We start from the raw sequence: 22,595 nt of genomic DNA, 5'->3' as shown, positions 1-22,595 counted from the left end.
GCCGGGCGCAAGGTGCGGCGGCGGGCGCGGGCGGCCCGGGCACGGCCGACCACGGCGAGGAACAGGCCCAGCGTCAGCAACCCCGCCGCCACCGCCGCCACCAGGCGGGAATGGGTCTCGATATAAGCCAGCGCGGGCACCACGATGGCCGCCACCAGGTCCGTGCCCGCTGGCGCGGGGGCGCCTTCGGGCGGGGCCTCGGGCGCCTCTTCCACCACCGCCACGGCCTGGTCGGCGGCGGAGGCCGGCTCGGGGGCGGCACCGGCGATGGTGAAGGTCTCGGCCGGCAGCACGGCCTTTTCGGCGCGGCTGGTGGCGGTGTTCCACCAGTCCACCTCCACCGCCGGCAAGGTGAAGGTGCCCGGCCGGGTGGGCACCACGGAGACCACCTGCGTCACCTGCGCCGCCGTCTCGCCCTTCACCTGCACGGTTTCCGGGCGGCTCTCATCCTCGTATTGCCGCAGGCCCTCCACCGCCAGGGGGGTGAGCGGGGGCAGCTGGTTGGGCGTGGCGCCCACCGCGACGAGGCGGATGGTGCGGGTGAGCGTGTCGCCCACCTGCGCCTTGGCCGGCGGGCTCGACCACTGGGCCGTCAGCGTCACCGCCTTGGCGGGCAGGAACCAGCCGGTGGCGGCGCTGGGGCGGGGCTTGACCTCCACGTCCACCGGATCGGTGTGCAGGTTGATCTCCCGGCCCGGCGCCCCGGCATCGAGCCAGGCCTGGGGGCTCGGCGGACGGCCGAGCAGGCGCGCCATCTCCGCGTCGAGGCTGGCGCCCGAGGAGCCGGGCACCACGGCCTTCAGCGTCACGGACTGGATGTGGATGGTGCCGCTCTTCTGCGGCGTCATCACATAATCCTGCTGATAGACCCGGTAGCGCTTCTTGCCGATGGTGCGCACATAGGATTGCTGCTCGCCCCGCGGCGCGATGCTGGCACCTTCCGCCTCCGGCCGGGTCAGGGCGCCGGAGCGCATGCCGACGGAGTCATAGATGCGCACGGTGAGGGGGATCTCGCCCTGCACATAGGCGTCCCCCTTGCCCACCTCCATTTGAACGAACAGGGGGCGATCCTCGTTCACGTCCACGGCCGGGGCACGGGCGACGTCGAGCCGCACCGGCTGGGTGGTCAGGCCCGCGACGCTCAAGGGCGGGATGGTGAGCGCGCCCGTGCGCTTGGGCGCGAGCAGCATCATCCACTCATTCACCTGGGTGCGCTTGCCGTCCACGGTGACGGTGCGGCTGCCGCGCCGCCGGTCGAGGATCTCGAAATCCTTGGAAAGGGCGGAGAGGTCCGGCGGCGTGGTGCTGTCGCCGCCGGACAGGGAGAGCACGAGCGTCACCGTCTCGCCCATGGCGAGGGACGTGCGGTCGGTGGAGGCGGTCAGCGTGGCGGCGAACGCCGGCAGCGCCGTCCCCAGGAGACCCGCCAGCAGAGCCAGCGCCAGGAGCGCGCGACGAACGCCGGTAGGGACGAAGGCGGCGCGCCTCATGGCCCCTTCTCCTCATAAGCGGGCACGGGCGTGCCGGAATAATAGGAGCGGATGCGGGCGCGCAGCAGGCCCACCGGATCATCCGGCACGCTGCGCAGCGCCTGCTCGCGGTTCTGGTCCTGCTCCGTGATGGGCCGGGGCACCAGCACCATCTTGGGGTCCTTCGGCGGCTCCTTGGGCGGCTCGCCCGGCTGTACCTGCACCGGCTGGGCCGGCTGGGCCTGGCCCGGCTGCGGCTGCGCCGGCTGGGGCTGCGCCGGTTGCTGTTGCGGCTGCGCCGGTTGCTGTTGGGGCTGCGCCGGCTTGGGCTGGCCTTGCGACGAGGGCTGGGGCGCAGGCTGGGGCTGCGGGCCGCCCTGGGGCGGCTCGGGCTTCTGGTTGGGCGGCGGCGGGGGCGCGAAGGGGTCGGGCTGATCCTGACCGGGCTTGTCCTGCCCCGGCTGATCCTGACCGGGCTTATCCGGCGGCGGGGCCTTGTCCTCGCCGGGCTTCTTCGGATCGGGCTTGTCACCGGGCTTTGTGGGGTCGGGCTTTGTGGGGTCGGGCTTGGAGGGGTCGGGCTTGTCCTGACCCTTATCCTGCCCCTTGTCCTTCTCCGGGCCCTGGCCCTGCTCCGGCTTCTTCTGGTCCTTCTGGTCCTTGCCCTGGTCCTTGTTGGGTCCCTTGTTCTGGCCCTTATCGGGACCGGGCTGCTCGGGCTGGGGCTTGTCGCCGGGGTCCTTCTGGGGCTCGGGACCCTTGTCCTGCCCCTTGTCCTGCCCAGACTCCGGCTTCTTCTGGTCCTTGCCGTCGGAAGGCTTCTGGTTGGCCTGCGACTGGCCGCCGCCGCCCTGCTTCTGCTGGTCCTTCTGGTTTTGCTGGTTCTGCTGGTTCTGCTTGTTCTGCTCGTCCTGCTGCTGCTTGCGCAGCTCCAGCACCTTCTTGACGATGTCGAGATTGTGCTGGGCGTCCGCATCCTGGGGGTCGCGGGCGAGGGCTGCCTCATAGGCGGAGACCGCCTCTTCCAGCTTGCCGGCCTTGGCCAGCGCATTGCCGCGATTATAGTCCGCCCCCGGCATGGCGCCGAAGGTGGAGGCGGCGGCATCGTAATTGCCGCCCTCATAGAGGGCGCTGCCCTTCCAGCCGGGATCGGCGAAAGTGCGGGCGGCGGTGTCGTAATCCTTGCGGGAGAAGGCGCTGGCGCCCTGCTGGTCCGGGGTCTGCCAGAGGTTGCGCCAGGTGGTGTCCGCCCGCTGCAAGGCGGCGGCATCCGGCGCCTCCAGCGCCTGGGCGCGGGCTTCCCCGGACAAAGCGCCCAAAAGGAAGGCGAGCGGCAGCGCCGCGAGCCAGCCACGCCGGAACGCCAGCGCCGCAAGGGGCGCCGCCAGAAGCAGAAGCCAGGGGCCCATGTCCACCCATTGGTCGGCCTTCAGCCCGCTTTCCTGAAGCGGCGTGCGCGCCTCCGCCACGGGAGAGCGTGCCGCAAGGGAACGGGCCAGCACCGCATCGAGATCACGCCCATCGGGCGAAACAGCGGCAAAGCGGCCCCGGCCGTCGCCGGCAAGCGCACGGAGCGCCTCCTGCGTCGCGCCATCGGCGCCGGGCGCGCGCACGTCGAGCACGCTCACCGTATAGCCGGCTGCCGCGGCGGCAGAGACGGCGGCCCGCGTCAAAGGCGGGTTCTGCCCCGGCCCGTCCGCCACCAGAACGATGCGGCCCGCGGGGGCGCCGGTATTCTTCAGGAGCTTCACCGCCTCGGCAATGCCGAGGTCCGGCCGGTCGCCGGGCACGGGCATGAGGTCGGTGGCCAGCTCCGGCAGCATCTGCCCGACCACGCGGGCATCCTCGGTCAAAGGCGCGGCCACGAAGGGCGCCTCCGCATAGATGACGAGGCCCACCTGTCCGCCCTTCATGCGGCCGAGCATGTCCTCCACCTTGTGGCGGGCGGCCACCAGGCGCGAGGGCTTGCGGTCGGTGCCGTCCATGGAGCGGGAGAGCGAGAGCACCACCACCACCGGGTCCAGCCGGTCGAGGGTGGGGGTGGGCACCTTCTCCCAGGCGGGTCCCGCCAGCGCCACCACGGCCAGCGCCCAGGCCAGCAGCAGCGCCGGCACCGGCCAGCGCCGCATGCCCGCCCGCTCGCGCACGGCCAGATGCCGCAGCAGATGGGCATCCACCAGCCCCGCCCAGTCGTCGCGTCCCTGTCCAAGCCGGCGCCACACCAAGAGCGCCAGCAGCAATGCGGGAATGAGGGCGTAGAGCCAGTCGGGCCGCAGGAAATGGAAGCCGGCCGGGATCATCCGCGCGCCTCCCCTGCGGACACAGGCGCGGCCGCCACCGGCACCGCGCGCCGCCGCCGCGCCGGCAGGACGCCCAAGAGCGCGCCGAAAAAGGACAGGCCGAGCGCCACCGCCAGCGGCCAATGGAACAGCGACACGGTGGGGCTGAGATAAAGCGGCTCGCCCGCCACCGGCTCCATGCGGTCAATGTCCGCATAGATGGCGGCAAGGCCCGCCGTGTCGCGGGCGCGGAAATAGCGCCCACCGGTCATGTCGGCGATCTTCTGGAGCGCGTCCTCGTCCAGATCCATGGACGGGTTGACCACCCGCGAGCCCAGGTTGAGGCGGTCGGCGCCCACCCCGATGGTGTAGATCTTCACATGCTCCTGCCGCGCCGCCTCGGCGGCGAGAATGGGGTCGAGCACGCCGGAATTGTTGGCGCCGTCCGTGAGCAGGATCATGACGCGCTGGTCATCGGGCCGGCTGCGCAAGGTCTTCACGGCCAGCGCGATGGCATCCCCGATGGCGGTTTCCTGGCCGGTCAGGCCGATGCGGGACTGGTCCAGCAACTGGCGCACCACCTCCCGGTCGAAGGTGAGCGGCGTCTGCACATAGGCGCGGGACGAGAACAGGATCAGCCCCACCCGGTCCCCCTTGCGGCGGGCGATGAAGTCGTCGGCCACCGCTTTCACCACGGTGAGGCGGTCCGTGGGGCGCCCATCCTTGGTCAGGTCCTGCCGCGCCATGGAGCCGGAAAGGTCCACCGCCAGCATCAGGTCGCGCCCGTCCACCGGCAGGGGCACGGGCGTGCCCACGATCACCGGCCGGGCGGCGGCCGCCACCAGAAGCCCATAGATGAGGCTCATGAGCACGAGGCGCACCAGCTTGCGCCGCCGCGCGCCCTCCCCCACCAGGCCCGCCGCGCGCATCTGGGCGAAGAAGGGCACACGCAGAGCGCCGGAGCGCGACACCTTGGCCGCCGGCACCAGGAAGCGCACCAGCACGGGCACCAGGAGAAGGAGGAAGGCGAAGGGCCATTGGAAGGTCATTTGGCGTTGACCTTGATCCAATGGCACAAGGCCGCCACCAGGGCCGCGCGGGGCACGCCGTCGCCGCCCGGCGCGTGCGGCGGCACATAGGGGGCGAGCGCCACGAAGCGCGCCACCTCCCCCCCCATGCCGCCCTTGCCGGTGGCGAGCACCTCTTCCCAGGCCGGCCCCGTAAAGGTCACCGCCGCCTCGTCCCGCCCGCGCGAGACCACGACGCGGCGCAACAGGATCGCGCTCGCCGCCGCCACGGACCTGGCATCGGGATGTGCTTTCAGATCGGCCGCGATGGCCTTGACCTGCTGGCGCACCTTGTAGGACAGGGTCTGCCGGCGCCGCCATTCCAGATAGAGCGCGATCAGCAGCACCACAACCAGGGCGCCGGCCAGCATCCACCAGCCCGGCGCCAGCGGCCAGAAGGGCACCTCGCCCGGCAGATGCAGGCCGCGCAGCTGGGCGAGCAATTCCTGCCCCGGCGGGTCCAGCGGCGAAGGCGGCAGGGAATAAGGCTGCTGCGGGTTCATCGCGGCCCCTTCCGTCCCGGCTGGAGGCGCGCGGGGGAAAGCAGGTCGGCGGGGTCATCCCCCGTGCGCAGCACCTTGAAGGCAAGGCCCCGCTTGCGGGAGAAGGCCTCGATGCGCGCGCGCCGCTCCGCGAACAGGCGCACATAGGCGGCGGGCGCCGCCCGCCCCTCCAGGTCGAGGATGGCCACGGTCTTGCCGTCGCTCAGGCGATAGGCGCCGGGTGGCGGGGCGGCCTCCTCCAGGGCATCCTGCACGAACAGGTTCGCCACCTCGCAATGGGTGGCAAGCCGCCCCAGCTCCTGCTCCGCAAGGGCATCGAAATCGGAGAAATCGCTGGCGACGAACACCAAGGTGCCCGGCCGGCTGGCATGGCGGGCGCGCGCCAGCGCATCGGCCAAGGGGGGACCGTTGCGCACATGGGTGGGGGAGAGCGCATGGCGGGTGCCTTCGGCCATGGCCTTCATGAGGCCGAGCACCTCGCTGCGGCTGCTGCGGGGCGCGAAGGCGGAGAGGCCATCGGGGGTCAGCACCAGCCCGCCCACCCGGTCGCCGCCCTCCAGCGCCACCCAGGACACGAAGGCACAGGCCCGTGCCGCCAGCACCGACTTGAAGCACACCCGCGTGCCGAACAGCATGGAGGGGCGCAGATCCAGCACCACCAGGACCGGGCGCTCCCGCTCCTCCTGGAACAGCTTGGTGTGCGCCTTGCCGGTGCGCGCCGTGACCCGCCAGTCGATGGTGCGCACGTCATCGCCCGGCTGGTAGGTGCGCACCTCGTCGAATTCCATGCCCCGGCCGCGGAAGGACGATTTGTGACCGCCGAAGCGCAGGGTGCGCACCTTGTCCGCGCCCCCATAGCCATGGGCGCGCCCCTTCGGCCGCGCCGCGATCAGCTCGTTGAGGTCGGCAACGATGCCGGTCAGATCGTCCCTGTCGGCGGCCATCAGCGCGGGTCGCTCAGCTCACCGGCACGCGGGCGAGCAAGGCATCGATGAAATCATCGGAGGAGAAGCCATCCGCCTGGGCCTCGAAGGTCAGGAGCACGCGGTGGCGCAGCACGGGCTTGGCGATGGCCTGCACATCCTGCGGCAGCACATGGTCGCGGCCCCGCAGCCAGGCATGGGCGCGGGCGCACCGGTCGAGCGCGATGGTGCCGCGCGGGCTGGCGCCGAAGGAGACCGCCCCCTTGAGATCTGCCCCGTAAAGCTCGGGCGCGCGGGTGGCGGCCACGATCTGCAACAGATACGTCTCCACCGCCTCCGACATGTGCACCGCCTGGACCGCGCGGCGGGCGGCGAACACCACCGCCTGGGGCACCCGCTCGCCGAACGCCAGCTCCTCGCCCCGCGCCTCGCCCCGCACGATGCGCAGGATCTGCCGCTCGGCCGCCACGTCGGGATAGCCGATGCGCACATGCAGCAGGAACCGGTCGAGCTGCGCCTCCGGCAAGGGATAGGTGCCTTCCTGCTCGATGGGATTTTGCGTCGCCATGACCAGGAACAGCTTGGGCAGGGCATAGGTGGTGCCGCCCACCGTCACCTGCCGCTCCGCCATCGCCTCCAGGAGCGCCGCCTGCACCTTGGCCGGGGCACGGTTGATCTCATCCGCCAGGATGAAATTGTGGAAGACGGGGCCGGCCTGGAAGCGGAAGGTGCCGTCCTCGGGCCGGTAGATGTCGGTGCCGGTGAGGTCGGAGGGCAGGAGGTCCGGGGTGAACTGGATCCGCTGGTCGTCGCACTGGATCGCCCGGGCCAGCGCCTTCACCGCCTTGGTCTTGGCAAGGCCTGGCGCGCCCTCCACCAGCAGATGCCCGTCCGCCAGCACCGCCACCAGCAAGAGGTCCACGAAGGCCGGCTGGCCCACGATGGCGGCGTTCATATAGGCCGCCAGCCGGTCGAAGGTGCGCTTGGGCAGGTCGCTCGCCGCCAACGCGGCCATCGCCTGCGCCTCCCGGGCCGCAGCCTGGGCATGAGCGGCGGCTTGCGCGTGGGCTGACGCCTGGGCGTGGGCCGCAGCCTGGGCGTGGGCCGCTGCCTGGGCGTGGGCCGCAGCCTGGGCCTGCGCCGACGGGGCGGCCTGAAGCGGGGCGTCTGGACTGTGATTCATTGCGGCTCGGATTCCGGGGCGTTCGACCGGCGCCCTCTATAGCGCAGCATCCGGCCCGGCCGCACGTCCACAAAAATGACTTTTAGGTAATGGCGCGTTTCCCGCCCCACCTGTCCCGTCCCCCCCTCTCACCACACCTGGGCCGAATTCCGGCTGAACGCCGCGACCTTCTGCGGCAGCCAAGCCCAGTTCCGCCCCTCCTCCGCGCCTGCTCCACCCCTTCTCCCCGCGACGCCATGGCGCCTCCCGCATGGTGGACATGGCGCGCACAACCCCACGAAACCGACTTGTCTGCGCCCCATCTCTCCGCTAGAAGCGCTCCACCACAACGGTGCCCCCAGCACCGCGCCCCGGCATGGAGAGGTGGCAGAGTGGTCGAATGCACCGCACTCGAAATGCGGCATACGGGCAACCGTATCGGGGGTTCAAATCCCTCCCTCTCCGCCAATTCACTGAAATTTACAGGTTTTTAATGAGTTGATTGGCGCCGCCGCTCTCCGGCGGCGCTCGAGTTGACGATGAAGCCGATCCAGACGCCGGTCTGTCGCAACACGGACGCCTTGGACGCGGCGTCTTGGGCGCGCCAAACCGACGCGGGAGCCCATTGCACGGCAAAAGCGGCGCTTACTCCAAATGGGTGATGTCGAGCCCTTCGGGACACGCTAGCAACGGACGTCACAGCCAGGGTCAAAGCTCCGGGGTCGGAAGAATTGCTTTCAGCCGAATGGAAGGGGCGATCCGTGGGGAATCCGTCATGCTTTCCAACGCAGATGCCTTCATGACCCACCTAGAATTCGCTCCGCTTCGGGCGTTTTGTGGAAGGTCGCGATGAGCGCAATCGTCGCAACACTCGGCATCATCATGTTTTGCGCCATGGCTCTCGCTACTAAATACCATTTTCGTGGCGACCAAATCTCCACGAGAATGAAGCTCATTTCGGCCATATCCCTCACTGGATTCATGCTTTTCTTGTACGGCATATCTTACCGCGAACCCTCTGCGGAGAGGATGGCCGTTTCAACTTTCTTGTTTCTTTCGGCTCTGTCGCTCTTTTTATGGGCCATCGTCTCGACACGGCAGACCCGGCTGTACTTGGCGTTCTCCTCCCTTGTGCCGAAGAGCGTCGTACGCGGCGGGCCATATGCCTATATGCGACACCCTTTCTATGTTTCGTATGTGCTTTTCTGGACGGGATGCGCGACGGCGACGTTCAACGCAGCATCGCTTGTTACGCTTTTTGCTCTTGCGACTCTGTATTACCGCGCGGCACGGACTGAAGAGGCCGACTTCCTGAACTCCGACATTGCAGACGAGTACAGGAGCTACATGCACACAGGCTCATCCAACTCCGAAAATACATCGAGGGTCGAATGAATACTCATGCCCCGCCCGTGCCAACTCAGGATTCTCGCCTTTCCCAGCGTGTCATCGAAACATTCAATCTCGCCTCGTTTGCAAGATCGCGCACTGAGGCGGAGATCTGCGCAATAAGTCGCTTCCGTCACGAATGCTACCTTCGGGAAGACGCGATTAGGCCCCTCCAGGATGGGCGCATGGAATATCAATACGATTATATGGAAAATACGTTCAACATTTCTATATTTATCGAAGATGAAATTGCATGTGCAATTCGCATCCATGTTTTAACAGCGCACTCTCCGTATTCTCCTTCAGCGCAGGCATTCCCGGACATCGTGGGGCCTCTCCTCCAGCAGGGTCTAACGCTCATCGATCCAACGCGGTTCGTCGTTTGCGCACGCGCGGCGCGCCGCTATCCCGAGCTTGCTTATGTCACGTTAAAAATCCCATTTGCGGCCTCTGATTACTTCAATGCAGACGTCGCACTTGCCTCCGTCCGCCAGGAGCACATGGGCTTCTATGCTAAATACCTTCGCTACACGGCTCGAAGCGAATTCCGGAAATATCTCCAGCTCACAAAGCCATTGGCTTTGATGACCTCCAATTTTCGGGAAGAGGCCCCGTGTGTTCTCCGGCGCTACCCATTCTTCCGAAGGCATAACGAACGGCTCAATATTCTTTTCTCTCAGTAAAGACAATAAATTCGTCTAAAATTCGGGTGTGGGGTGGGTGGATATGGAAGATCTCATTGAAAAAATGAACGTGGCGGATCACTCCAAATGGCCTGCTTTCGACCCAAAGGGCAAGGGCGCCACGGGAAATCTGTTTGACTTCTATGATCCCGCCAATCCCGACCTTCTGGCCCGATGGGACGAGGTCGGGCGCTGGTTCGAGGCGCGGGGTGAGGCCGGGCTCGATCCCTATCAGCGCGTGGTTGCCACAAGCACCGGCCCGCGCGCTGCAGGCGCCCTGCGCACAGGACTGCCCTTTGCCGGCATCAATCTCGCCAGCCAGGACTATCTCTCCCTCTCGACCCATCCCCAGATTGTCGCGGCGGCCTGCGAGGCCGCGCAATCAATGGGCGTGCACAGCGCCGGTTCGGCAGCGCTGATGGGCAACACTCCACTGTCGGTCGCGTTGGAGGAGCGGCTCGCGGAGTTCACTGGCTATGAAAGCTGCACGGTGTTTCCCATTGGTTGGGCCGCCGGCTACGGGACCGTCAAAACCCTCCTGCGCAAGCAAGATCATGTCATCCTTGATGCGCTCGCCCACGCCTGCCTACAGGAGGCAGCCACGGATGCCACCCCCAACGTTCACCGGGCGCCGCACCTCTCGGTGGCGGGCGTGGAGCGGCGGCTGGAACGCATCCGGCGCTCGCAGCCGGATGCGGGCATTCTCGTCGTCACCGAGTCGCTGTTCTCCATGGACAGCGACGTGCCTGACATCGCGGCCCTCCAGGCCCTGTGCCATCGTTTCCGCGCGACGCTGCTGGTGGACTGCGCCCATGACCTCGGCGCGCTTGGTCCCACCGGGCGCGGCGCGCTGGAAGCTCAGGGCATGATCGGCAAGGTCGACGTGCTCATGGGCTCCTTCTCCAAGACCTTCGCCTCCACAGGCGGCTTCGTCGCCTGCAACAGCCCGGCGCTCAAGTTCGCGCTGCGTGGCGCTTGCGGCCCTTCCACTTTCACCAATGCGATGACCCCGCTCCAGGCGGCCATTGTGCTCAAGGCGCTCGACATCGTCTCCGCTCCGGAAGGCGAAGCACGGCGAAAAAGGCTGATGCGCAATGTCGCGCGGCTGCGGACCTCCCTGTGCGACCAGGGGTTCGAGGTGCTGGGCGAACCGAGCGCCATCGTCCCGGTCGTGCTTGGGGATGGCCCCCTGTCGCGGCTGATGACCCGCACCGCCCTGGACCTCGGCGCCATCGTCAACCTCGTGGAGCACCCCGCCGTCGCCCGCAACGGCGCCCGCTGGCGCCTGCAGGTCATGGCCGACCATGAGGAGCGGGATATGGATGAATTCGTCGGGATCGCCACCCGAACGCGCACCCTTTGCGAAGGCCTTGCAGGAGAGCACCGATGACTGAGGCACTTTGCGCACCTGCCGAAGACGCGAAAACGCACGGCATGGATTTGCTCGACAGGATCGAACGCGCCTTCATCGCCGGGGGCGATCCGGCGGTGCTGATGAAGGAGCTCTCCTTTGGCTTGACCAGTATTCGCGATCAAGCCAGCGTCATGGCTTGGCGTCGATCGATCAGGATGGTCCGGGGCCGCTCTCGCCTTGGTGTTCCCTAACGCCAGGCAGGACCACCCGCGGCAGCGCCACACGGACCGCCAGCCCGCCGGCACGGCTTGCCCCCAGCGAGATGCTGCCGCCATGCCGCTCGACCAGCCGGCGCACGATGGTCAAGCCGAGGCCCGTTCCGCCGCTTTCGCGATTGCGGGACGCGTCCAGCCGGTGGAAGGGCTCGAAGACGCGCTCGCGTTCCTCCACCGGAATGCCCGGGCCATCGTCCTCGATCACCAGGATCGCAACGGGGCCGTCCGCCTCGAGCCCTGCAATGGCGTGGGTTCCATATTGCAGGGCGTTGCCCATGAGGTTGGCGATGATGCGCCCGAGCGCCTTGTCGCCGACAGCCACCCAGACCGGGCCATCCGGAACGCGAAGCACGACCTGCCCCTCTGCCTGCTCGTCAGCGAAATAGCGTAGCGCGGCGGCAAGGTCGGCGCAGGACGGCTCTGTCGGCGTGAACGTATCCTGGGCGAAGTCCAGCGTATCTTCCACCAATGCCTGCATGGCTTCCACATCGGCGATGGCGCCGGCGCGGTGGCGATCCTCCGGCATCATTTCCACGCGCAGGCGCAGGCGGGTCAGGTAGGTCCGCAGGTCGTGGGAGATGGCCCCCAGCGCCAGGGTGCGGTTGCGCACCAAAGCGGCAATGCGCTCCTGCATGGCGTTGACCGCCCGGATCAGCTTGCGCAGTTCCGGAGCGCCGCGCTCGGGGATCGCGACCGGGTCCATCCCCTCGCCGACCCGGTCGACCTCCCGCGCGAGACGCGTGATCGGCCGCATCTCGCGCGCGACCGCGACCAGAGCCACGAGGGCCACGGCCACGCCGAACAGACCGGCGAAAAAGCCGATGGGCACGCCAAGCAGCCGGACGGTGACGCGGTCCTCCACGTCGAGCCAGAGATAGCCCCCCTCGGCGAGCGCCACATAGACGCTCAGCGTGCCGCCCCGTCCGCTGTCGCTATGCTCCTCAAGCCGCACCCGAACGTCGCGCGCGTCAACGCCGCGTGACGCAAGGGCCGAGCGGATCGCGCGCTCGACCCGGACCAGCTCGGTCTTGCGGGTGAGTGCTTCGGGCAAGACGGGGATGATGGCGGCGGTCCGCCCGCCCTCGCTGACGGCCTCGAGCAGCGCGGGCCGAAGGTGCGATGGCATCTCGTCCACCAGCAGGACGAGCGCGGCGATCCGGCCGGGCAGCGCGGGCGAACCTTCGGCGAGCGCGCGACGCCCCTCGCCAACACCGAAGTAAAAGACCAGCGCCAGCAACTGGATGACGAGCAGCGCGACCGCGACGATGAGGATGATGCGGGCAAGCAGACCAAGGCGCATGGATGTCTCACGCCTCGCCCACATCGGCCGAGAACAGATAGCCGACATTGCGCACAGTGGTGATGGGCTGCGCGGCCTCCCCCAGGCACCCGGAGAGCTTGCCGCGCAGCCGCGACACGGTCACATCGATGGTGCGGTCGAACGGATCGCCGCCGGCGCGACCGCGTGTGAGATCCAGGAGCTGGTCGCGCGAAAGGACCCGCCCCGGTCTTTCCAGGAAGCAGACAAGAAGATCGAACTCGGCGGTGGTCAGGTTCACCCGCTGTCCCGCTTCGTCCACCACCGTGCGCGCATCGAGGTCCGCGACCAGCCCCGCGAAACGGCGCCTGCGCCGCTGCGGCAGGCCGGCGGACAGAGGGCCGGAGGCCCGGCGGAGCAAGGCGCGGACGCGCGCCAGCAATTCGCGCGGATTGAACGGCTTGCCCAGATAGTCGTCGGCGCCGATCTCCAGACCGACGATGCGGTCCACCTCGTCCCGCTTGGCGGTGAGCATGAGGATCGGCACCAGGCTCTTGGCCCGCAGACGGCGGCAGATGGACAGGCCATCCTCCCCCGGCAGCATGATGTCGAGGATGACAAGATCGGGCATTCCGCGCATCAGGGCGCGGTCCATCAGGGTGCCGCTTCCCACCGCTTCGACCTCGTAGCCCTCGCGGGCGAGGAAATCGACAAGAAGGCTGCGAATGTCGCGGTCATCCTCGACCAGGAGCACTCTTGTGGCTGTCATGGACCTGCCATGGCAGGCCCGGGGCGTGTGCGCAAGGCGCGTCACGGAGGCCGATACAAACTGCAACAAAAAGGCCGCGCGCCGATACACGACCGCAAAATGCAGGCGCCATCTTCAGCTGCGTCGCTGAGCATCCCACAGCCCTTGCCGGCGGCACGGCAGGCGCAAGCCTGACCACCATGGAGCCCGCCCCGGTTGGCCGCCCCCGCACCGGGCGGGTTCCATGCCCCCTACCCCACCCCGGAAGGAACCGACATCATGGTGCGTGTCTTCATTCTTCGCGCCGTCCGCGCGAGCGCCATCGGCGTTCTGGTCGGCATCGCCCTGGCGAGCGCCGCGTCCGCGCAAACCCCCTCGCGCGACCAGATGCAGGCGGTGCGCGCGGCCTGTGAAGCGGACATCCGCGCCACCTGTCCCGGCGTACAGCCTGGCGGCGGGCGCATCCTCCAATGCATGAAGGCCAATCCCGACAAGATCTCCAAGCCCTGCAAGGAGGCGCTGGCCGCCGCGAAGGTCGAACCGGCGCAGTGACCGATTTCGCCCCTTCTCCCTCCTCGGCCCCCCTCCCGTCATGAATGTCCAGCTTGGCCCTGATGGGCTCCTCTCCCTGGAGCCGCCGCGCCCGCGTCCGAAGCGCCATCGGGGCGGCCGGCGCGCCGTCCTGCTGGCTGTGGGACTGGCCATGATCCTTCTCGGCCTGCGCTACCTTTATCCCCATGCGGTGGAGGGGGAGATCCTCCGGCTGGGGATGCTGGACATCGAGCTTCAGGGGCCCGGCACGTTGTCCGCCTTGACCGAGGCCAGCCTCGGCAGCCGGCTTCAGGCGCGGATCGAAGACCTGGCGGTCGACCGCAACGACGTGGTCACCAAGGGACAGACCCTCGCGCGCCTGGCCTATGACGACCTCAGCGCCGACCGCGACGCGGCCGAGGCGAGCGCCCGCGCCGCCGCGCGCGCGGTGAGCGCCCTGGAGGCGGATCGCGATCGTGCCGTCGCCACCCTTGAGAAGGCGCGCGCGACCCATGAGCGCCAGAGCGCCCTGTTCGCCAAGGGCTTTGCCAGCCAGTCCGGGCTGGAGGATGCGCTCGCCGCCCGCCGGCAGGGTGAAGCGGACCTCCTCCGCGCCAATCGCGCCGTTGACCAGGCGGAGGCGGAACGCGATGCCGCGCTGGCGCGCGTGGCTTCAGCGCGTGCGCAATTGGACGACAGCGTGCTGCGGGCGCCGTTTTCCGGTGTCGTGGTGTCGCGCAGCCGCCATGTGGGCGAGGTGCTCACGCCGGGCAGCGAGGTGTTCCATCTCGTCGATCCAGCGAGCCTCGTGCTGACCACGCGGCTGGACGAAAGCGCCATATCCGACATTCTGCCGGGGCAGCCCGCCCGCATCACCTTCAGCCGCGCCAGGGATGCCATCCCCGGCCATGTGCTCAGGCTCGGACGGGAGGTGGACGCGGAGACGCGGGAATTCGAGATCGACATCGCGCTCGACACCCTTCCCGCCAACTGGGCCTTGGGCCAGCGCGCCATGGCGCGCATCCTGGTCGCCCGGCGCGGGCCGGTGCTGAGCGTGCCGACCTCCTTCATCGTCTGGCGCGACGGGCATCCGGGCGTGTGGGTGAAGACCCGTGCCCGCGCGCGGTGGCGGGAGGTGGCGCTGGGCGACAGCGGGATGGAGCGGGTGGAGGTCCGCCAGGGACTTGCCCCCGACCAGACCATCCTGAAGCCGGCCGGCCTCTTCCCCTTCATGCGCGTGCGCCTCGCGGGCTCCGCCACATGAACCTGGCGCTGAAGGACACGCTCCACGCTCCGACCCGCTTCGTGCTGACCGCCCTTGGCGTCGCCTTCCTGATCATGGCGGTGATCGGCATGACCGGGCTCTATCGCGGCATTGTCGAGGATGCCTTGCTGATTATCGACCGGATCGATGCGGATCTCTGGGTGGTCCAGGGCGAGCGGGCCGGCCCCTTCGCCGAGGGCTCGGCCGTGGCGGCGGACATGGACCGCAGGGTCGAGGGCGTGCCAGGCGTCGCGGATGTCCGCCGCTTCACCCAGTTCAGCCAGCAATTCAACTTCGCGGGCGCCGCCCGCCGTGTCACCGTGACCGGCGTGGACGTGCCGCGCGACGACGGGCGATGGCTCTCCCTCGCAGAGGGACGCTGGCTGGCCGGCAGCCGCTACCAGGCGGTGGCAGACGCCAGCACAGGGCTGAAGGTGGGCGACCGGATCCAGCTGGCGCGGGACACCTACACCATCGTCGGGCTCACGCAGCGCATGGTGGATTCTGCGGGCGACGGGCTGCTGTTCGTCGGCATCAATGATGCGGCGGTGATCGCCCGCCGCCGCACCTCGGAGGAAATCCATCTGGCGCGCGCGGGCCGGACGGACCCAGCCGCGGTCAGTGCCGATGCCAGCTCGGTGGCGCAGGAGAGCAAGATCGCCGCGGTGCTGGTGCGGCTCGCCCCCGCCGCCGACCCCGCGCAGGTGATCGGCGCCCTGCAGCGCTGGGGTGACGTGGAGGTGCTGACGACCACCGATCAACGTGACCTGATGCTCAATGCCCGGCTCTGGAAGCTGCGCCTGCAGATCCTGACCTTCACCGGGATGATCCTCGTCATCACGGCCATCGTGGTCTCGCTGATCGTCTACACCATGACGCTCGAGAAGCTGCACGAGATCGCGCTCCTCAAGCTCATGGGCGCGCGCGAGCGCGTGGTGATCGGGCTGATCGGCCAGCAGGCGGCATTGATCGGGATTGCCGGCTATGTCCTCGCGCTCGTCTTGTCTTCCTTGGTCTTTCCGCTGTTCCCGCGCCGGGTGGTGATGCTGCCATCGGATCTCGGACAGATCGCACTGGCCTTGGCCCTCGTGTGTGCCGTCGCGGCCTTCGTCGGGATCGCGCGCGCCTCGCGGGTCAGCGCCCGAGAGGTGCTGTCGTGAGTGACCCCGCGGTCCTTTCGGCGAAGAACCTCTCCCGCTCCTACGTGACCGGCGGCGGCTTGGTGCGTGCCCTCGACAATGTGTCATTGGATGTGGCCGCCGGGGAATTGGTGGGCATCTTCGGTCCCAGCGGCTCGGGCAAGAGCACCTTCCTCATGCTGGCGGGCCTTCTGGAGAACCCCACCTCCGGGGAGGTCTGGCTGGCGGGCGAACGTGTCTCACATGCCGGCGCCGACCTTGATGGCCTGCGCGAGACACGGCGCAAGCGCATCGGCTTCGTGTTCCAGAAGGCGAACCTCATCCCCTTTCTCTCGGCGGTGGAGAATGTGGCCCTGAGCCTCGAAATCGCCGATGTGCACCCCGCCGATGCCCGCGCCCATGCGCGGCGGCTGCTTGCAGCACTCGACCTTTCCCACCGCGCCGACAGCCTCCCCGCCAAGTTGTCCGGCGGCGAGCAGCAGAGGGTGGCGGTGGCCCGGGCCCTTGCCAACGCACCGCCGCTGATCCTGGCCGACGAGCCGACTGCCGCACTGGACGGCGCGCGGGGTCGGCAGGTGATGGAAATCTTCCGCCGCATCGCCGCCATGCACGGAGCCGCAGTGGTGGTGATCACGCATGATCCGCGCTCGATCGATTTGTTCGACCGCATCATTCACTTCGAGGACGGTCGGGTGCGTCCCGCGCCGATGGATGAGAACCGGAGCGGTGAGGGGACGGGCTAAGCTGACCAGATCTGCGCGATGAAGCCGGCCCGCACCGTGGGCGAGCGATGAATGAGAGGCGTGCCTCTATCTCAGCCCGCCCTCCACCGCTCCGGCGAGTATGGCCCGGTGAAGGGAGCGGCCGGCGGGGGACAGGTCCCGCCCCGCGCGGCGGATGAGATAGAGGGCGCGCTCCACGCGGGGCTCCACGAGGGGGCGGATGGTGAGCGTGGGATGATCCCCCTTCGGCCAGGCAAGCCCCGGCAAGGGCGCGACGCCGACACCAGCCTCCACCATGGCCAGAAGCGTGGCCGGATGTTCCGCCTCATAGCGCGGCAGCGCAGCCACCGGCAGGCCGCGATCCATTTCCAGGCGGATGCCGGTTCCCGGCGCCATGGCGATGACGCCGGCGGCCGCGGCCTCCGTCCAGCCGATGCTCTCGCGGGCTGCCAGCGGGTGGTCGCGCCGCATGACGAGGGCGAAGGTGTCGGTGAGAAGGAAGGTGGCGTCCAGATCGGGATCATCGCCCGGCACGTTGGCAATGCCCAGTTCCGCGTCGCCCGAGCGCAGGGCCGCGATGATCTGGTGGCGCGGCGCCTCGCGAACGGACACGGTGACCATGGGATGGGCCCGCTGGAACTGGGCGAGCACGGCCGGCAGCAGGCGCAGGGCCACCGAGGGCACGCAGGTGACGGTGACATGCCCGCGCCGGTGCTCCTTGAGGTCCTTCAGGTCCTGCAACTGGTGGTCGAGGTCCGCCAGAAGGCGCTGGATGCCCGGCAGGAAGTCCACGCCGATGGCGCTGAGCTGCACCGAGCGGGTGGTGCGGTCGAGCAGCCGCACCCCCAGTTCCTCCTCCAGCTGCTGCACAGCCTGGCTGAGGGCGGACTGGGACAGGCCGAGCCGCCGCGCGGCGCGGCTGAAGCTGCCGGTCTGGGCCACGGCCACAAAAGCCCGCAACTGACGGAGATTCATATTTATCGACATAACTAATGAATATATCAGTTTTTTCCGCCTTGTTAATAAAAGGCGAGAATGCCACCATTCTGGACGAGACTAATAAATGGGCACCGCCATCCTGCGACGCCCGATGGACGGGGCACCAAGCCACCGCCGCCTTCCTTTCCAGAATGGGGTCAGACATGGTGATGGACCGTCGTTCACTCCTGAAGCTCTCCTTTGCCGGCGCCACCGTGGCCACGTTCGGCCTGCCTGCCCGGGCGGCCGGGACGCCCGTGGTCATCTCCGAGGCCTTGCGCCTCGGCATGTACGCCTCGCTCTATGTGGCGGCAGACAAGGGCCTGTTCGCCAAGCACGGGCTGGAGGCCGAAGTCTCCACAGCCGGCGGCATCGCGCTTCCCACGCCCATCCTCCTGTCGGGCCGCGCCCAGTTCGGCGTCACCAGCCCCGGCATGTCGGTGAACGCCACCCGCGAGGGCGGCAAGATCAAGAACATCGCCAAGATTGTCGGCGGCGTCTCCATGTGGGCCATGGCCCGTCCGGACAGCCCCATCCGGTCCATCGAGGACCTCAAGGGCAAGACCATCGCCACCCTGAAATTCCCCTCCTCCACCATCCAGGTGCCGAACTACGCCATGAAGGTGGTAGGCAAGTTCGATCCCAAGGAGGCCGGCGTCACCTTCCTCGAACTGCCAGCCGGCGCGCAGGCCGCAGCGGTCAAGGACGGCCGCGCGGACGTGGCCACCGCCTTCGAGTGGGACATCTCCATCGGTGTCGAGCAGTTCGGCCTGAAGCCGGTGCTCTCTTTTGCCGACATCATCGGCCCTGTGGCCTTCACCACGGCCATGGCGACCGAGGACTTCATCGCCAAGAACCCCGCCGCCATTCAGGCCTTCTGCAATGCGCTGGCCGAGGCGCAGAAGCTCATGCACCAGGACAATGGCGTGTTCACGCAGGTGTCGGAGAAGTATTTCCCGAAGGTGGCGCCGTCCGTCATCGCCAATGCCACGAAGAACTTCTTTGGCTCCCGCACCGCCATTCCCACCGCGCCCACCATCTCCACGGAGGAGTGGGACCGCGCCATGCAGCTGGAGCTGGCTGGCGGCTCGATCAAGGAAACGCTGCCCTATGCGCAGATGGTCGACAATTCCTTCGCGCTGAAGGCCGCCAAGGACTTCGGCACGGCCGGCTGAGAGGCTCCCAAATGACCGTTGTGACCCCCGTTTCCACCGCTTTTCCTCGGCAGCGTCGCACCGTGACGCTGCCCGCCCGGCCCGAACCGCTCACCCTCGCGGTGGAGGAGACGGCCGTGGTGGTGGTGGACATGCAGAATGCCTATGCCTCCCCCGGCGGCTATCTGGACCTGGCCGGCTTCGACATCTCAGGCGCCAAGGCCGCCATCGACCAGTGCGTGGAAACGGTGGCCATCGCCCGCGCGGCGGGCGTGCAGGTCATCTTCTTCCAGAATGGCTGGGATGGCGACTATGTGGAGGCCGGCGGCCCCGGCTCGCCCAACTGGCACAAGTCCAACGCGCTGAAGACCATGCGGCGCAAGCCGGAACTGGCCGGCACGCTGCTGGCCAAGGGCGGCTGGGACTATGAGCTGGTGGACGCGCTGAAGCCCCAGCCCGGCGACATCCGGGTGCCCAAGCCCCGCTATTCCGGCTTCTTCAACTCGCAGTTCGACAGCATCCTGCGCGCCCGCGGCATCCGCAATCTCGTCTTCTGCGGCATCGCCACCAATGTGTGCGTCGAATCCACCCTGCGCGACGGCTTCCACCTCGAATATTTCGGCATCGTGCTCGAGGACGCCACCCACCAGGCGGGGCCGGACTTCGCCCAGAAGGCGGCGATCTACAATATCGAGACCTTCTTCGGCTGGGTCTCGTCCGTCGCCGACTTCCGCCGCGCCTTCGGCCAGATCGCCCCCACCTCCCAGGAAGGTTGAGACCCCATGACCACCCCCCGCGCCGTCATTCCCGCCGGTTCCGGCACGCCGCTCGCCCCCTTCTCCCCCGGCATGCAGGCCGACAATGTCGTCTATGTCTCGGGCACGCTGCCCTTCGACCAGGACAATAACGTGGTGTTCCCGGACGATGCGGAGGCGCAGACGCGCCATGTGCTGGAGATCATCAAGTCCGTCCTGGAAGCGGCCGGCGCCAGCATGGCGGACGTGACCTTCAACCATGTCTTCCTCACCCATTGGGGCGACTACGCCGCTATCAACAAGGTCTATGCGGAATACTTTCCAGGCGAGAAGCCGGCTCGTTATTGCGTGCAGGTGGGCCTGGTGAAGCCCGGCGCGCGTGTGGAGATCGCCTCCATCGCGCACAAGCGGAGCTGATCCGATGGCACTCGCACGGACCGAGGCCCTGCCGAAAGCCGGTGGCTGGCGCGTGCGCGTGCCGTCGCCCTCCCGCGTCGCGCTTTATCAGGTGCTGCTGCTGGCGGGCCTGCTGGGCGCCTGGGAAATCGCTATCCGCACCGGCGTGTTGCCGGTCTATCTCTACGGCCAGCCCAGCGGCGTGTTCGCCAAGGGCTGGACGCTTCTCCTGTCCGGCGAGTTGCTGCGCGACAGCGCGCTCACCGCCTGGGAGGCCATTGCCGGCTTTGCCATCGGCACCGTGTTCGGCAGCGCGGCGGGGCTCGTGCTCTGGCTCTTTCCCACCGGCGCGGCGGTGCTGCGGCCCTATATGATCGCCATGAACGGCCTGCCCAAGATCGCGCTGGCGCCGCTCATCATCGTGTGGTTCGGCATCGGGCTCGGCTCCAAGATCGCCATTGCCGCCATCATCACCTTCATCGTCGCCCTCATCACCGCCCAACAGGGCGCCAAGGAGGTGGACGAGGATCTGGTCAAGCTCATGCGCTCGCTGGGCGCGGGGCGGCTGCGCACCTGGCGGACCGTGATCGTGCCCGGCGCCATGCCGTGGATCGTCTCCGCCTTCCGCCTCAATGTGGGCTTCGCGCTGATCGGCGCGGTGGTGGGCGAGTATATCGCCTCCAAGGAAGGGCTCGGCTACATGATCTACTATGCCGGCGTCCTCTATGACCTCAACGCGGTCTGGGTGGGCATCGCCGCCCTGATGGCCGTGGCGCTCGCCATGTACGGCGCCATCGACTGGATCGAGCGCCGCCTGCGCGGCTGATCCTCCCTCCCTTGTTCAGATCAGGTTTCTCGTCCATGCCCTATGCGACCGGCGGCGACGCCGACCTCTATTACGAAGTCCACGGCACCGGCTCGCCTATCCTCCTGTCTGCCGGCATGGGAGGCTCCGGAAACTTCTGGCGGCCGCAGTTGGAGGCGCTGTCCCAGACGCACCAAGTCATCCTCTACGACCATGCGGGCACCGGGCGCAGCGGGCGCGACATCGGCCCACGCAGCGTTGCGGAGATGGCCGGCGACATGATCCGCGTGCTGGATGCCGCAGGAGTGGAGGGTGCCCATGTGGCCGGGCATGCCATTGGCGGCATCATCGGCATGGAGCTCGCCCTCGCGGCGCCCGATCGTGTGCGCAGCCTCACCATCGTGAACGGCTGGGCCAATGCGGACGCCTTCATCCGCCGCTGTTTCGAGGTGCGCACGCGCATCCTCTTGACCTCAGGCCCTGAGGCCTATGTGCGGGCGCAGCCACTCTTCCTTTATCCGCCGCGCTGGATCGCCGAGAATGCGCAGGCCCTGGAGGCGGAGGAGGCGCACATGGTCGCCCATTTCCCCGCCATCGACACCATGGTGTCGCGCATTGAGACCTTCCTGGCCTTCGACGGACGCGCGCGTCTTTCCGAGATCCGCGTGCCGACCTTCCTGGCCGCCGCGCGGGACGATGCGCTGGTGCCCTCCTATCTTTCCCGTGAGCTGGGTGCCGGCATTCCCGGCGCGCGCGTCGCGGAGGTGGAGTGGGGCGCCCATGCCTTTACGGCGGTCAGCCCCGACGTGTTCAACTCCATGATGCTCGACTTCTGCGCGGAGGCCGACCGATGAGCGACACCAGCCGCAAGATCGTCCTGCGGGCGCAGGACATCGGCATGACTTTCGCCTCGACCACCGGCGGCGTGGAGGCCATCCGCAAGGTGGATTTCGAACTCTATGAGGGCGAGACGCTGGCCATTGTCGGGCCGTCCGGCTGCGGCAAGTCCACTTTGTTCAACATCATTTCCGGCCTGCTCGAACCCACGCGCGGCCATGTGGAGGTGAACGGGCGGCGGGTGGAGCAGGCCACCGGCCATGTGGGCTACATGCTCCAGAAGGACCTCCTTCTGCCCTGGCGGACGGTGCTGGAAAACGTGGTCCTGGGGCTGGAAGTGCGCGGCACGCCCAAGGCGAAGTCCCGCGAGATCGCCATGGGGCTGATCGCTGCCTATGGCCTGTCCGGATTCGAGAACGCCAAGCCCGCCACCTTGTCCGGCGGCATGCGCCAGCGCGTCGCCATCATGCGGACGCTCGCCTTCGATCCCGGCGTAATCCTGCTGGACGAGCCCTTCTCAGCACTGGACTTCCAGACCCGCCTGCTGCTCCAGGCGGATGTGACGCGCATCATCGCGGAGCGCGGCAAGAGCGCCATCCTCGTCACCCACGACATCGGCGAGGCCATCGCCATGGCGGACCGGGTGCTGGTGCTGGGCCTGCGCCCCACCGTGGTGCGCAATCTCCACCACATCACCTTGCAGAAGGTGGGCCGCGACCCGGTGGACCTGCGGTCCGACCCGCTGTTCACCGACTATTTCGCCCGCATCTGGGCTGACCTCGACAAGCCCCGCGAGGCGGCCGGCGCCGCGGCCTGAGGGCGCCCCCTCCCCCACCCGTCGCGGGGCCGGAGCCCGGAGCAGCGTTCGGCGGACGTGGCGCGACCCAGTTGCGGCATGTCCGAC

The 22,595-nt window shown here is 68.2% G+C and carries 23 protein-coding genes and 1 tRNA gene; 15 read left to right on the top strand and 9 right to left on the bottom strand.

Annotation, left to right across the window (positions count from 1 at the left end):
* The 6 genes from PV781_RS18710 to PV781_RS18685 form a co-directional block, all read right to left on the bottom strand.
* A partial coding sequence (locus PV781_RS18710) for a BatD family protein (protein WP_274777154.1) occupies positions 1–1,490 on the bottom strand: 1,490 nt, incomplete at its 3' end.
* Entirely contained in the window at positions 1,487–3,769 is a 2,283-nt protein-coding gene (locus PV781_RS18705; RefSeq protein ID WP_274777153.1) for a VWA domain-containing protein, read from the bottom strand. The genes PV781_RS18710 and PV781_RS18705, both read right to left, overlap by 4 nt.
* Positions 3,766–4,797, bottom strand: a complete 1,032-nt coding sequence (locus PV781_RS18700; RefSeq protein ID WP_274777152.1) for a vWA domain-containing protein — start codon at positions 4,795–4,797, stop codon at positions 3,766–3,768. The genes PV781_RS18705 and PV781_RS18700 overlap by 4 nt, the downstream gene beginning before the upstream one ends.
* Complete coding sequence (locus PV781_RS18695) at positions 4,794–5,318, bottom strand: DUF4381 domain-containing protein (RefSeq protein WP_274777151.1); 525 nt, start codon at positions 5,316–5,318, stop codon at positions 4,794–4,796. The genes PV781_RS18700 and PV781_RS18695 overlap by 4 nt, the downstream gene beginning before the upstream one ends.
* Positions 5,315–6,262: a DUF58 domain-containing protein gene (locus PV781_RS18690; protein WP_274777150.1), complete on the bottom strand. Its 948-nt coding sequence runs from the start codon at positions 6,260–6,262 to the stop codon at positions 5,315–5,317. Before PV781_RS18690 ends, PV781_RS18695 begins: the two co-directional genes overlap by 4 nt.
* A gap of 13 nt (positions 6,263–6,275) precedes the next feature.
* Positions 6,276–7,256 carry an AAA family ATPase gene (locus tag PV781_RS18685; protein WP_274777149.1) on the bottom strand — a complete coding sequence of 327 codons (981 nt, stop codon included), beginning with the start codon at positions 7,254–7,256 and terminating at the stop codon, positions 6,276–6,278.
* Between the two features lie 525 nt (positions 7,257–7,781).
* Here PV781_RS18685 and PV781_RS18680 point away from each other — a divergent pair.
* From PV781_RS18680 to PV781_RS18660, 5 genes are all read left to right on the top strand, one after another.
* Positions 7,782–7,871 (top strand) — tRNA-Ser (locus PV781_RS18680).
* A gap of 381 nt (positions 7,872–8,252) precedes the next feature.
* On the top strand, positions 8,253–8,798 hold the full coding sequence (locus PV781_RS18675) for a methyltransferase family protein (protein ID WP_274777148.1): 546 nt from the start codon (positions 8,253–8,255) through the stop codon (positions 8,796–8,798).
* Positions 8,795–9,475 (top strand): N-acyl amino acid synthase FeeM domain-containing protein, encoded by a 681-nt coding sequence (locus PV781_RS18670; protein ID WP_425532422.1) that lies wholly within the window; start codon positions 8,795–8,797, stop codon positions 9,473–9,475. Before PV781_RS18675 ends, PV781_RS18670 begins: the two co-directional genes overlap by 4 nt.
* A 43-nt stretch (positions 9,476–9,518) precedes the next feature.
* Entirely contained in the window at positions 9,519–10,865 is a 1,347-nt protein-coding gene (locus PV781_RS18665; RefSeq protein WP_274777146.1) for an aminotransferase class I/II-fold pyridoxal phosphate-dependent enzyme, read from the top strand.
* On the top strand, positions 10,862–11,080 hold the full coding sequence (locus tag PV781_RS18660; protein ID WP_274777145.1) for a hypothetical protein: 219 nt from the start codon (positions 10,862–10,864) through the stop codon (positions 11,078–11,080). The genes PV781_RS18665 and PV781_RS18660 overlap by 4 nt, the downstream gene beginning before the upstream one ends.
* On the opposite strand, the gene PV781_RS18655 is transcribed toward PV781_RS18660, so the two are convergent.
* On the bottom strand, positions 11,040–12,404 hold the full coding sequence (locus PV781_RS18655) for an ATP-binding protein (protein WP_274777144.1): 1,365 nt from the start codon (positions 12,402–12,404) through the stop codon (positions 11,040–11,042). The two genes, PV781_RS18660 and PV781_RS18655, sit on opposite strands and share 41 nt — an antisense overlap.
* Positions 12,405–12,411: 7 nt before the next feature.
* Positions 12,412–13,131, bottom strand: coding sequence for a response regulator (locus tag PV781_RS18650; protein ID WP_274777143.1), 720 nt, complete (start codon positions 13,129–13,131; stop codon positions 12,412–12,414).
* Between the two features lie 258 nt (positions 13,132–13,389).
* Here PV781_RS18650 and PV781_RS18645 point away from each other — a divergent pair, with 258 nt between their 5' ends.
* The 4 genes from PV781_RS18645 to PV781_RS18630 all read left to right on the top strand — a co-directional run bounded on the left by PV781_RS18645 (position 13,390) and on the right by PV781_RS18630 (position 16,787).
* Positions 13,390–13,662, top strand: a complete 273-nt coding sequence (locus PV781_RS18645; protein WP_274777142.1) for a hypothetical protein — start codon at positions 13,390–13,392, stop codon at positions 13,660–13,662.
* Between the two features lie 151 nt (positions 13,663–13,813).
* Positions 13,814–14,905: an efflux RND transporter periplasmic adaptor subunit gene (locus PV781_RS18640; RefSeq protein ID WP_274777141.1), complete on the top strand. Its 1,092-nt coding sequence runs from the start codon at positions 13,814–13,816 to the stop codon at positions 14,903–14,905.
* Entirely contained in the window at positions 14,902–16,065 is a 1,164-nt protein-coding gene (locus PV781_RS18635) for an ABC transporter permease (RefSeq protein WP_274777140.1), read from the top strand. The genes PV781_RS18640 and PV781_RS18635 overlap by 4 nt, the downstream gene beginning before the upstream one ends.
* Positions 16,062–16,787: an ABC transporter ATP-binding protein gene (locus PV781_RS18630; RefSeq protein ID WP_274777139.1), complete on the top strand. Its 726-nt coding sequence runs from the start codon at positions 16,062–16,064 to the stop codon at positions 16,785–16,787. Before PV781_RS18635 ends, PV781_RS18630 begins: the two co-directional genes overlap by 4 nt.
* 66 nt (positions 16,788–16,853) lie before the next feature.
* Here PV781_RS18630 and PV781_RS18625 read toward each other — a convergent pair whose 3' ends face one another.
* Positions 16,854–17,741: a LysR family transcriptional regulator gene (locus tag PV781_RS18625; RefSeq protein ID WP_274777138.1), complete on the bottom strand. Its 888-nt coding sequence runs from the start codon at positions 17,739–17,741 to the stop codon at positions 16,854–16,856.
* Between the two features lie 173 nt (positions 17,742–17,914).
* Here PV781_RS18625 and PV781_RS18620 point away from each other — a divergent pair, with 173 nt between their 5' ends.
* Genes PV781_RS18620 through PV781_RS18595 form a run of 6 tightly spaced genes read left to right on the top strand, consistent with a single transcriptional unit; the run spans position 17,915 to position 22,508 of the window.
* On the top strand, positions 17,915–18,919 hold the full coding sequence (locus PV781_RS18620) for an ABC transporter substrate-binding protein (protein ID WP_274777137.1): 1,005 nt from the start codon (positions 17,915–17,917) through the stop codon (positions 18,917–18,919).
* Positions 18,920–18,930: 11 nt separating this feature from the next.
* On the top strand, positions 18,931–19,674 hold the full coding sequence (rutB, locus tag PV781_RS18615; protein ID WP_274777136.1) for a pyrimidine utilization protein B: 744 nt from the start codon (positions 18,931–18,933) through the stop codon (positions 19,672–19,674).
* 6 nt (positions 19,675–19,680) lie between these two features.
* Positions 19,681–20,070: a pyrimidine utilization protein C gene (rutC, locus tag PV781_RS18610; protein ID WP_274777135.1), complete on the top strand. Its 390-nt coding sequence runs from the start codon at positions 19,681–19,683 to the stop codon at positions 20,068–20,070.
* A gap of 4 nt (positions 20,071–20,074) precedes the next feature.
* Positions 20,075–20,875 (top strand): ABC transporter permease, encoded by an 801-nt coding sequence (locus tag PV781_RS18605; protein WP_274777134.1) that lies wholly within the window; start codon positions 20,075–20,077, stop codon positions 20,873–20,875.
* A 35-nt stretch (positions 20,876–20,910) separates the two neighbouring features.
* The gene (gene rutD / locus PV781_RS18600) at positions 20,911–21,708 is read left to right on the top strand and encodes a pyrimidine utilization protein D (protein WP_274777133.1); all 798 of its coding nucleotides are present in this window, start codon (positions 20,911–20,913) and stop codon (positions 21,706–21,708) included.
* The gene (locus PV781_RS18595) at positions 21,705–22,508 is read left to right on the top strand and encodes an ABC transporter ATP-binding protein (RefSeq protein ID WP_274777132.1); all 804 of its coding nucleotides are present in this window, start codon (positions 21,705–21,707) and stop codon (positions 22,506–22,508) included. Before rutD ends, PV781_RS18595 begins: the two co-directional genes overlap by 4 nt.
* Positions 22,509–22,595 lie beyond the last annotated feature (87 nt).

Source organism: Aquabacter sediminis, assembly GCF_028863665.1.
Classification (GTDB): domain Bacteria; phylum Pseudomonadota; class Alphaproteobacteria; order Rhizobiales; family Xanthobacteraceae; genus L1I39.
This window is presented reverse-complemented; position numbering and strand designations above follow the sequence as displayed.

Excerpts from the sequence above, each read along its gene's own strand:
- PV781_RS18705 (WP_274777153.1), bottom strand. The coding sequence starts at position 3,769 with ATGATCCCGGCCGGCTTCCATTTCCTGCGGCCCGACTGGCTCTACGCC.
- PV781_RS18700 (WP_274777152.1), bottom strand. The coding sequence starts at position 4,797 with ATGACCTTCCAATGGCCCTTCGCCTTCCTCCTTCTCCTGGTGCCCGTG.
- PV781_RS18695 (WP_274777151.1), bottom strand. The coding sequence starts at position 5,318 with ATGAACCCGCAGCAGCCTTATTCCCTGCCGCCTTCGCCGCTGGACCCG.
- PV781_RS18690 (WP_274777150.1), bottom strand. The coding sequence starts at position 6,262 with ATGGCCGCCGACAGGGACGATCTGACCGGCATCGTTGCCGACCTCAAC.
- PV781_RS18685 (WP_274777149.1), bottom strand. The coding sequence starts at position 7,256 with ATGGCCGCGTTGGCGGCGAGCGACCTGCCCAAGCGCACCTTCGACCGG.
- PV781_RS18675 (WP_274777148.1), top strand. The coding sequence starts at position 8,253 with ATGAGCGCAATCGTCGCAACACTCGGCATCATCATGTTTTGCGCCATG.
- PV781_RS18670 (WP_425532422.1), top strand. The coding sequence starts at position 8,795 with ATGAATACTCATGCCCCGCCCGTGCCAACTCAGGATTCTCGCCTTTCC.
- PV781_RS18665 (WP_274777146.1), top strand. The coding sequence starts at position 9,519 with ATGGAAGATCTCATTGAAAAAATGAACGTGGCGGATCACTCCAAATGG.
- PV781_RS18660 (WP_274777145.1), top strand. The coding sequence starts at position 10,862 with ATGACTGAGGCACTTTGCGCACCTGCCGAAGACGCGAAAACGCACGGC.
- PV781_RS18655 (WP_274777144.1), bottom strand. The coding sequence starts at position 12,404 with ATGCGCCTTGGTCTGCTTGCCCGCATCATCCTCATCGTCGCGGTCGCG.
- PV781_RS18650 (WP_274777143.1), bottom strand. The coding sequence starts at position 13,131 with ATGACAGCCACAAGAGTGCTCCTGGTCGAGGATGACCGCGACATTCGC.
- PV781_RS18645 (WP_274777142.1), top strand. The coding sequence starts at position 13,390 with ATGGTGCGTGTCTTCATTCTTCGCGCCGTCCGCGCGAGCGCCATCGGC.
- PV781_RS18640 (WP_274777141.1), top strand. The coding sequence starts at position 13,814 with ATGATCCTTCTCGGCCTGCGCTACCTTTATCCCCATGCGGTGGAGGGG.
- PV781_RS18635 (WP_274777140.1), top strand. The coding sequence starts at position 14,902 with ATGAACCTGGCGCTGAAGGACACGCTCCACGCTCCGACCCGCTTCGTG.
- PV781_RS18625 (WP_274777138.1), bottom strand. The coding sequence starts at position 17,741 with ATGAATCTCCGTCAGTTGCGGGCTTTTGTGGCCGTGGCCCAGACCGGC.
- PV781_RS18620 (WP_274777137.1), top strand. The coding sequence starts at position 17,915 with ATGGACCGTCGTTCACTCCTGAAGCTCTCCTTTGCCGGCGCCACCGTG.
- rutB (WP_274777136.1), top strand. The coding sequence starts at position 18,931 with ATGACCGTTGTGACCCCCGTTTCCACCGCTTTTCCTCGGCAGCGTCGC.
- rutC (WP_274777135.1), top strand. The coding sequence starts at position 19,681 with ATGACCACCCCCCGCGCCGTCATTCCCGCCGGTTCCGGCACGCCGCTC.
- PV781_RS18605 (WP_274777134.1), top strand. The coding sequence starts at position 20,075 with ATGGCACTCGCACGGACCGAGGCCCTGCCGAAAGCCGGTGGCTGGCGC.
- rutD (WP_274777133.1), top strand. The coding sequence starts at position 20,911 with ATGCCCTATGCGACCGGCGGCGACGCCGACCTCTATTACGAAGTCCAC.
- PV781_RS18595 (WP_274777132.1), top strand. The coding sequence starts at position 21,705 with ATGAGCGACACCAGCCGCAAGATCGTCCTGCGGGCGCAGGACATCGGC.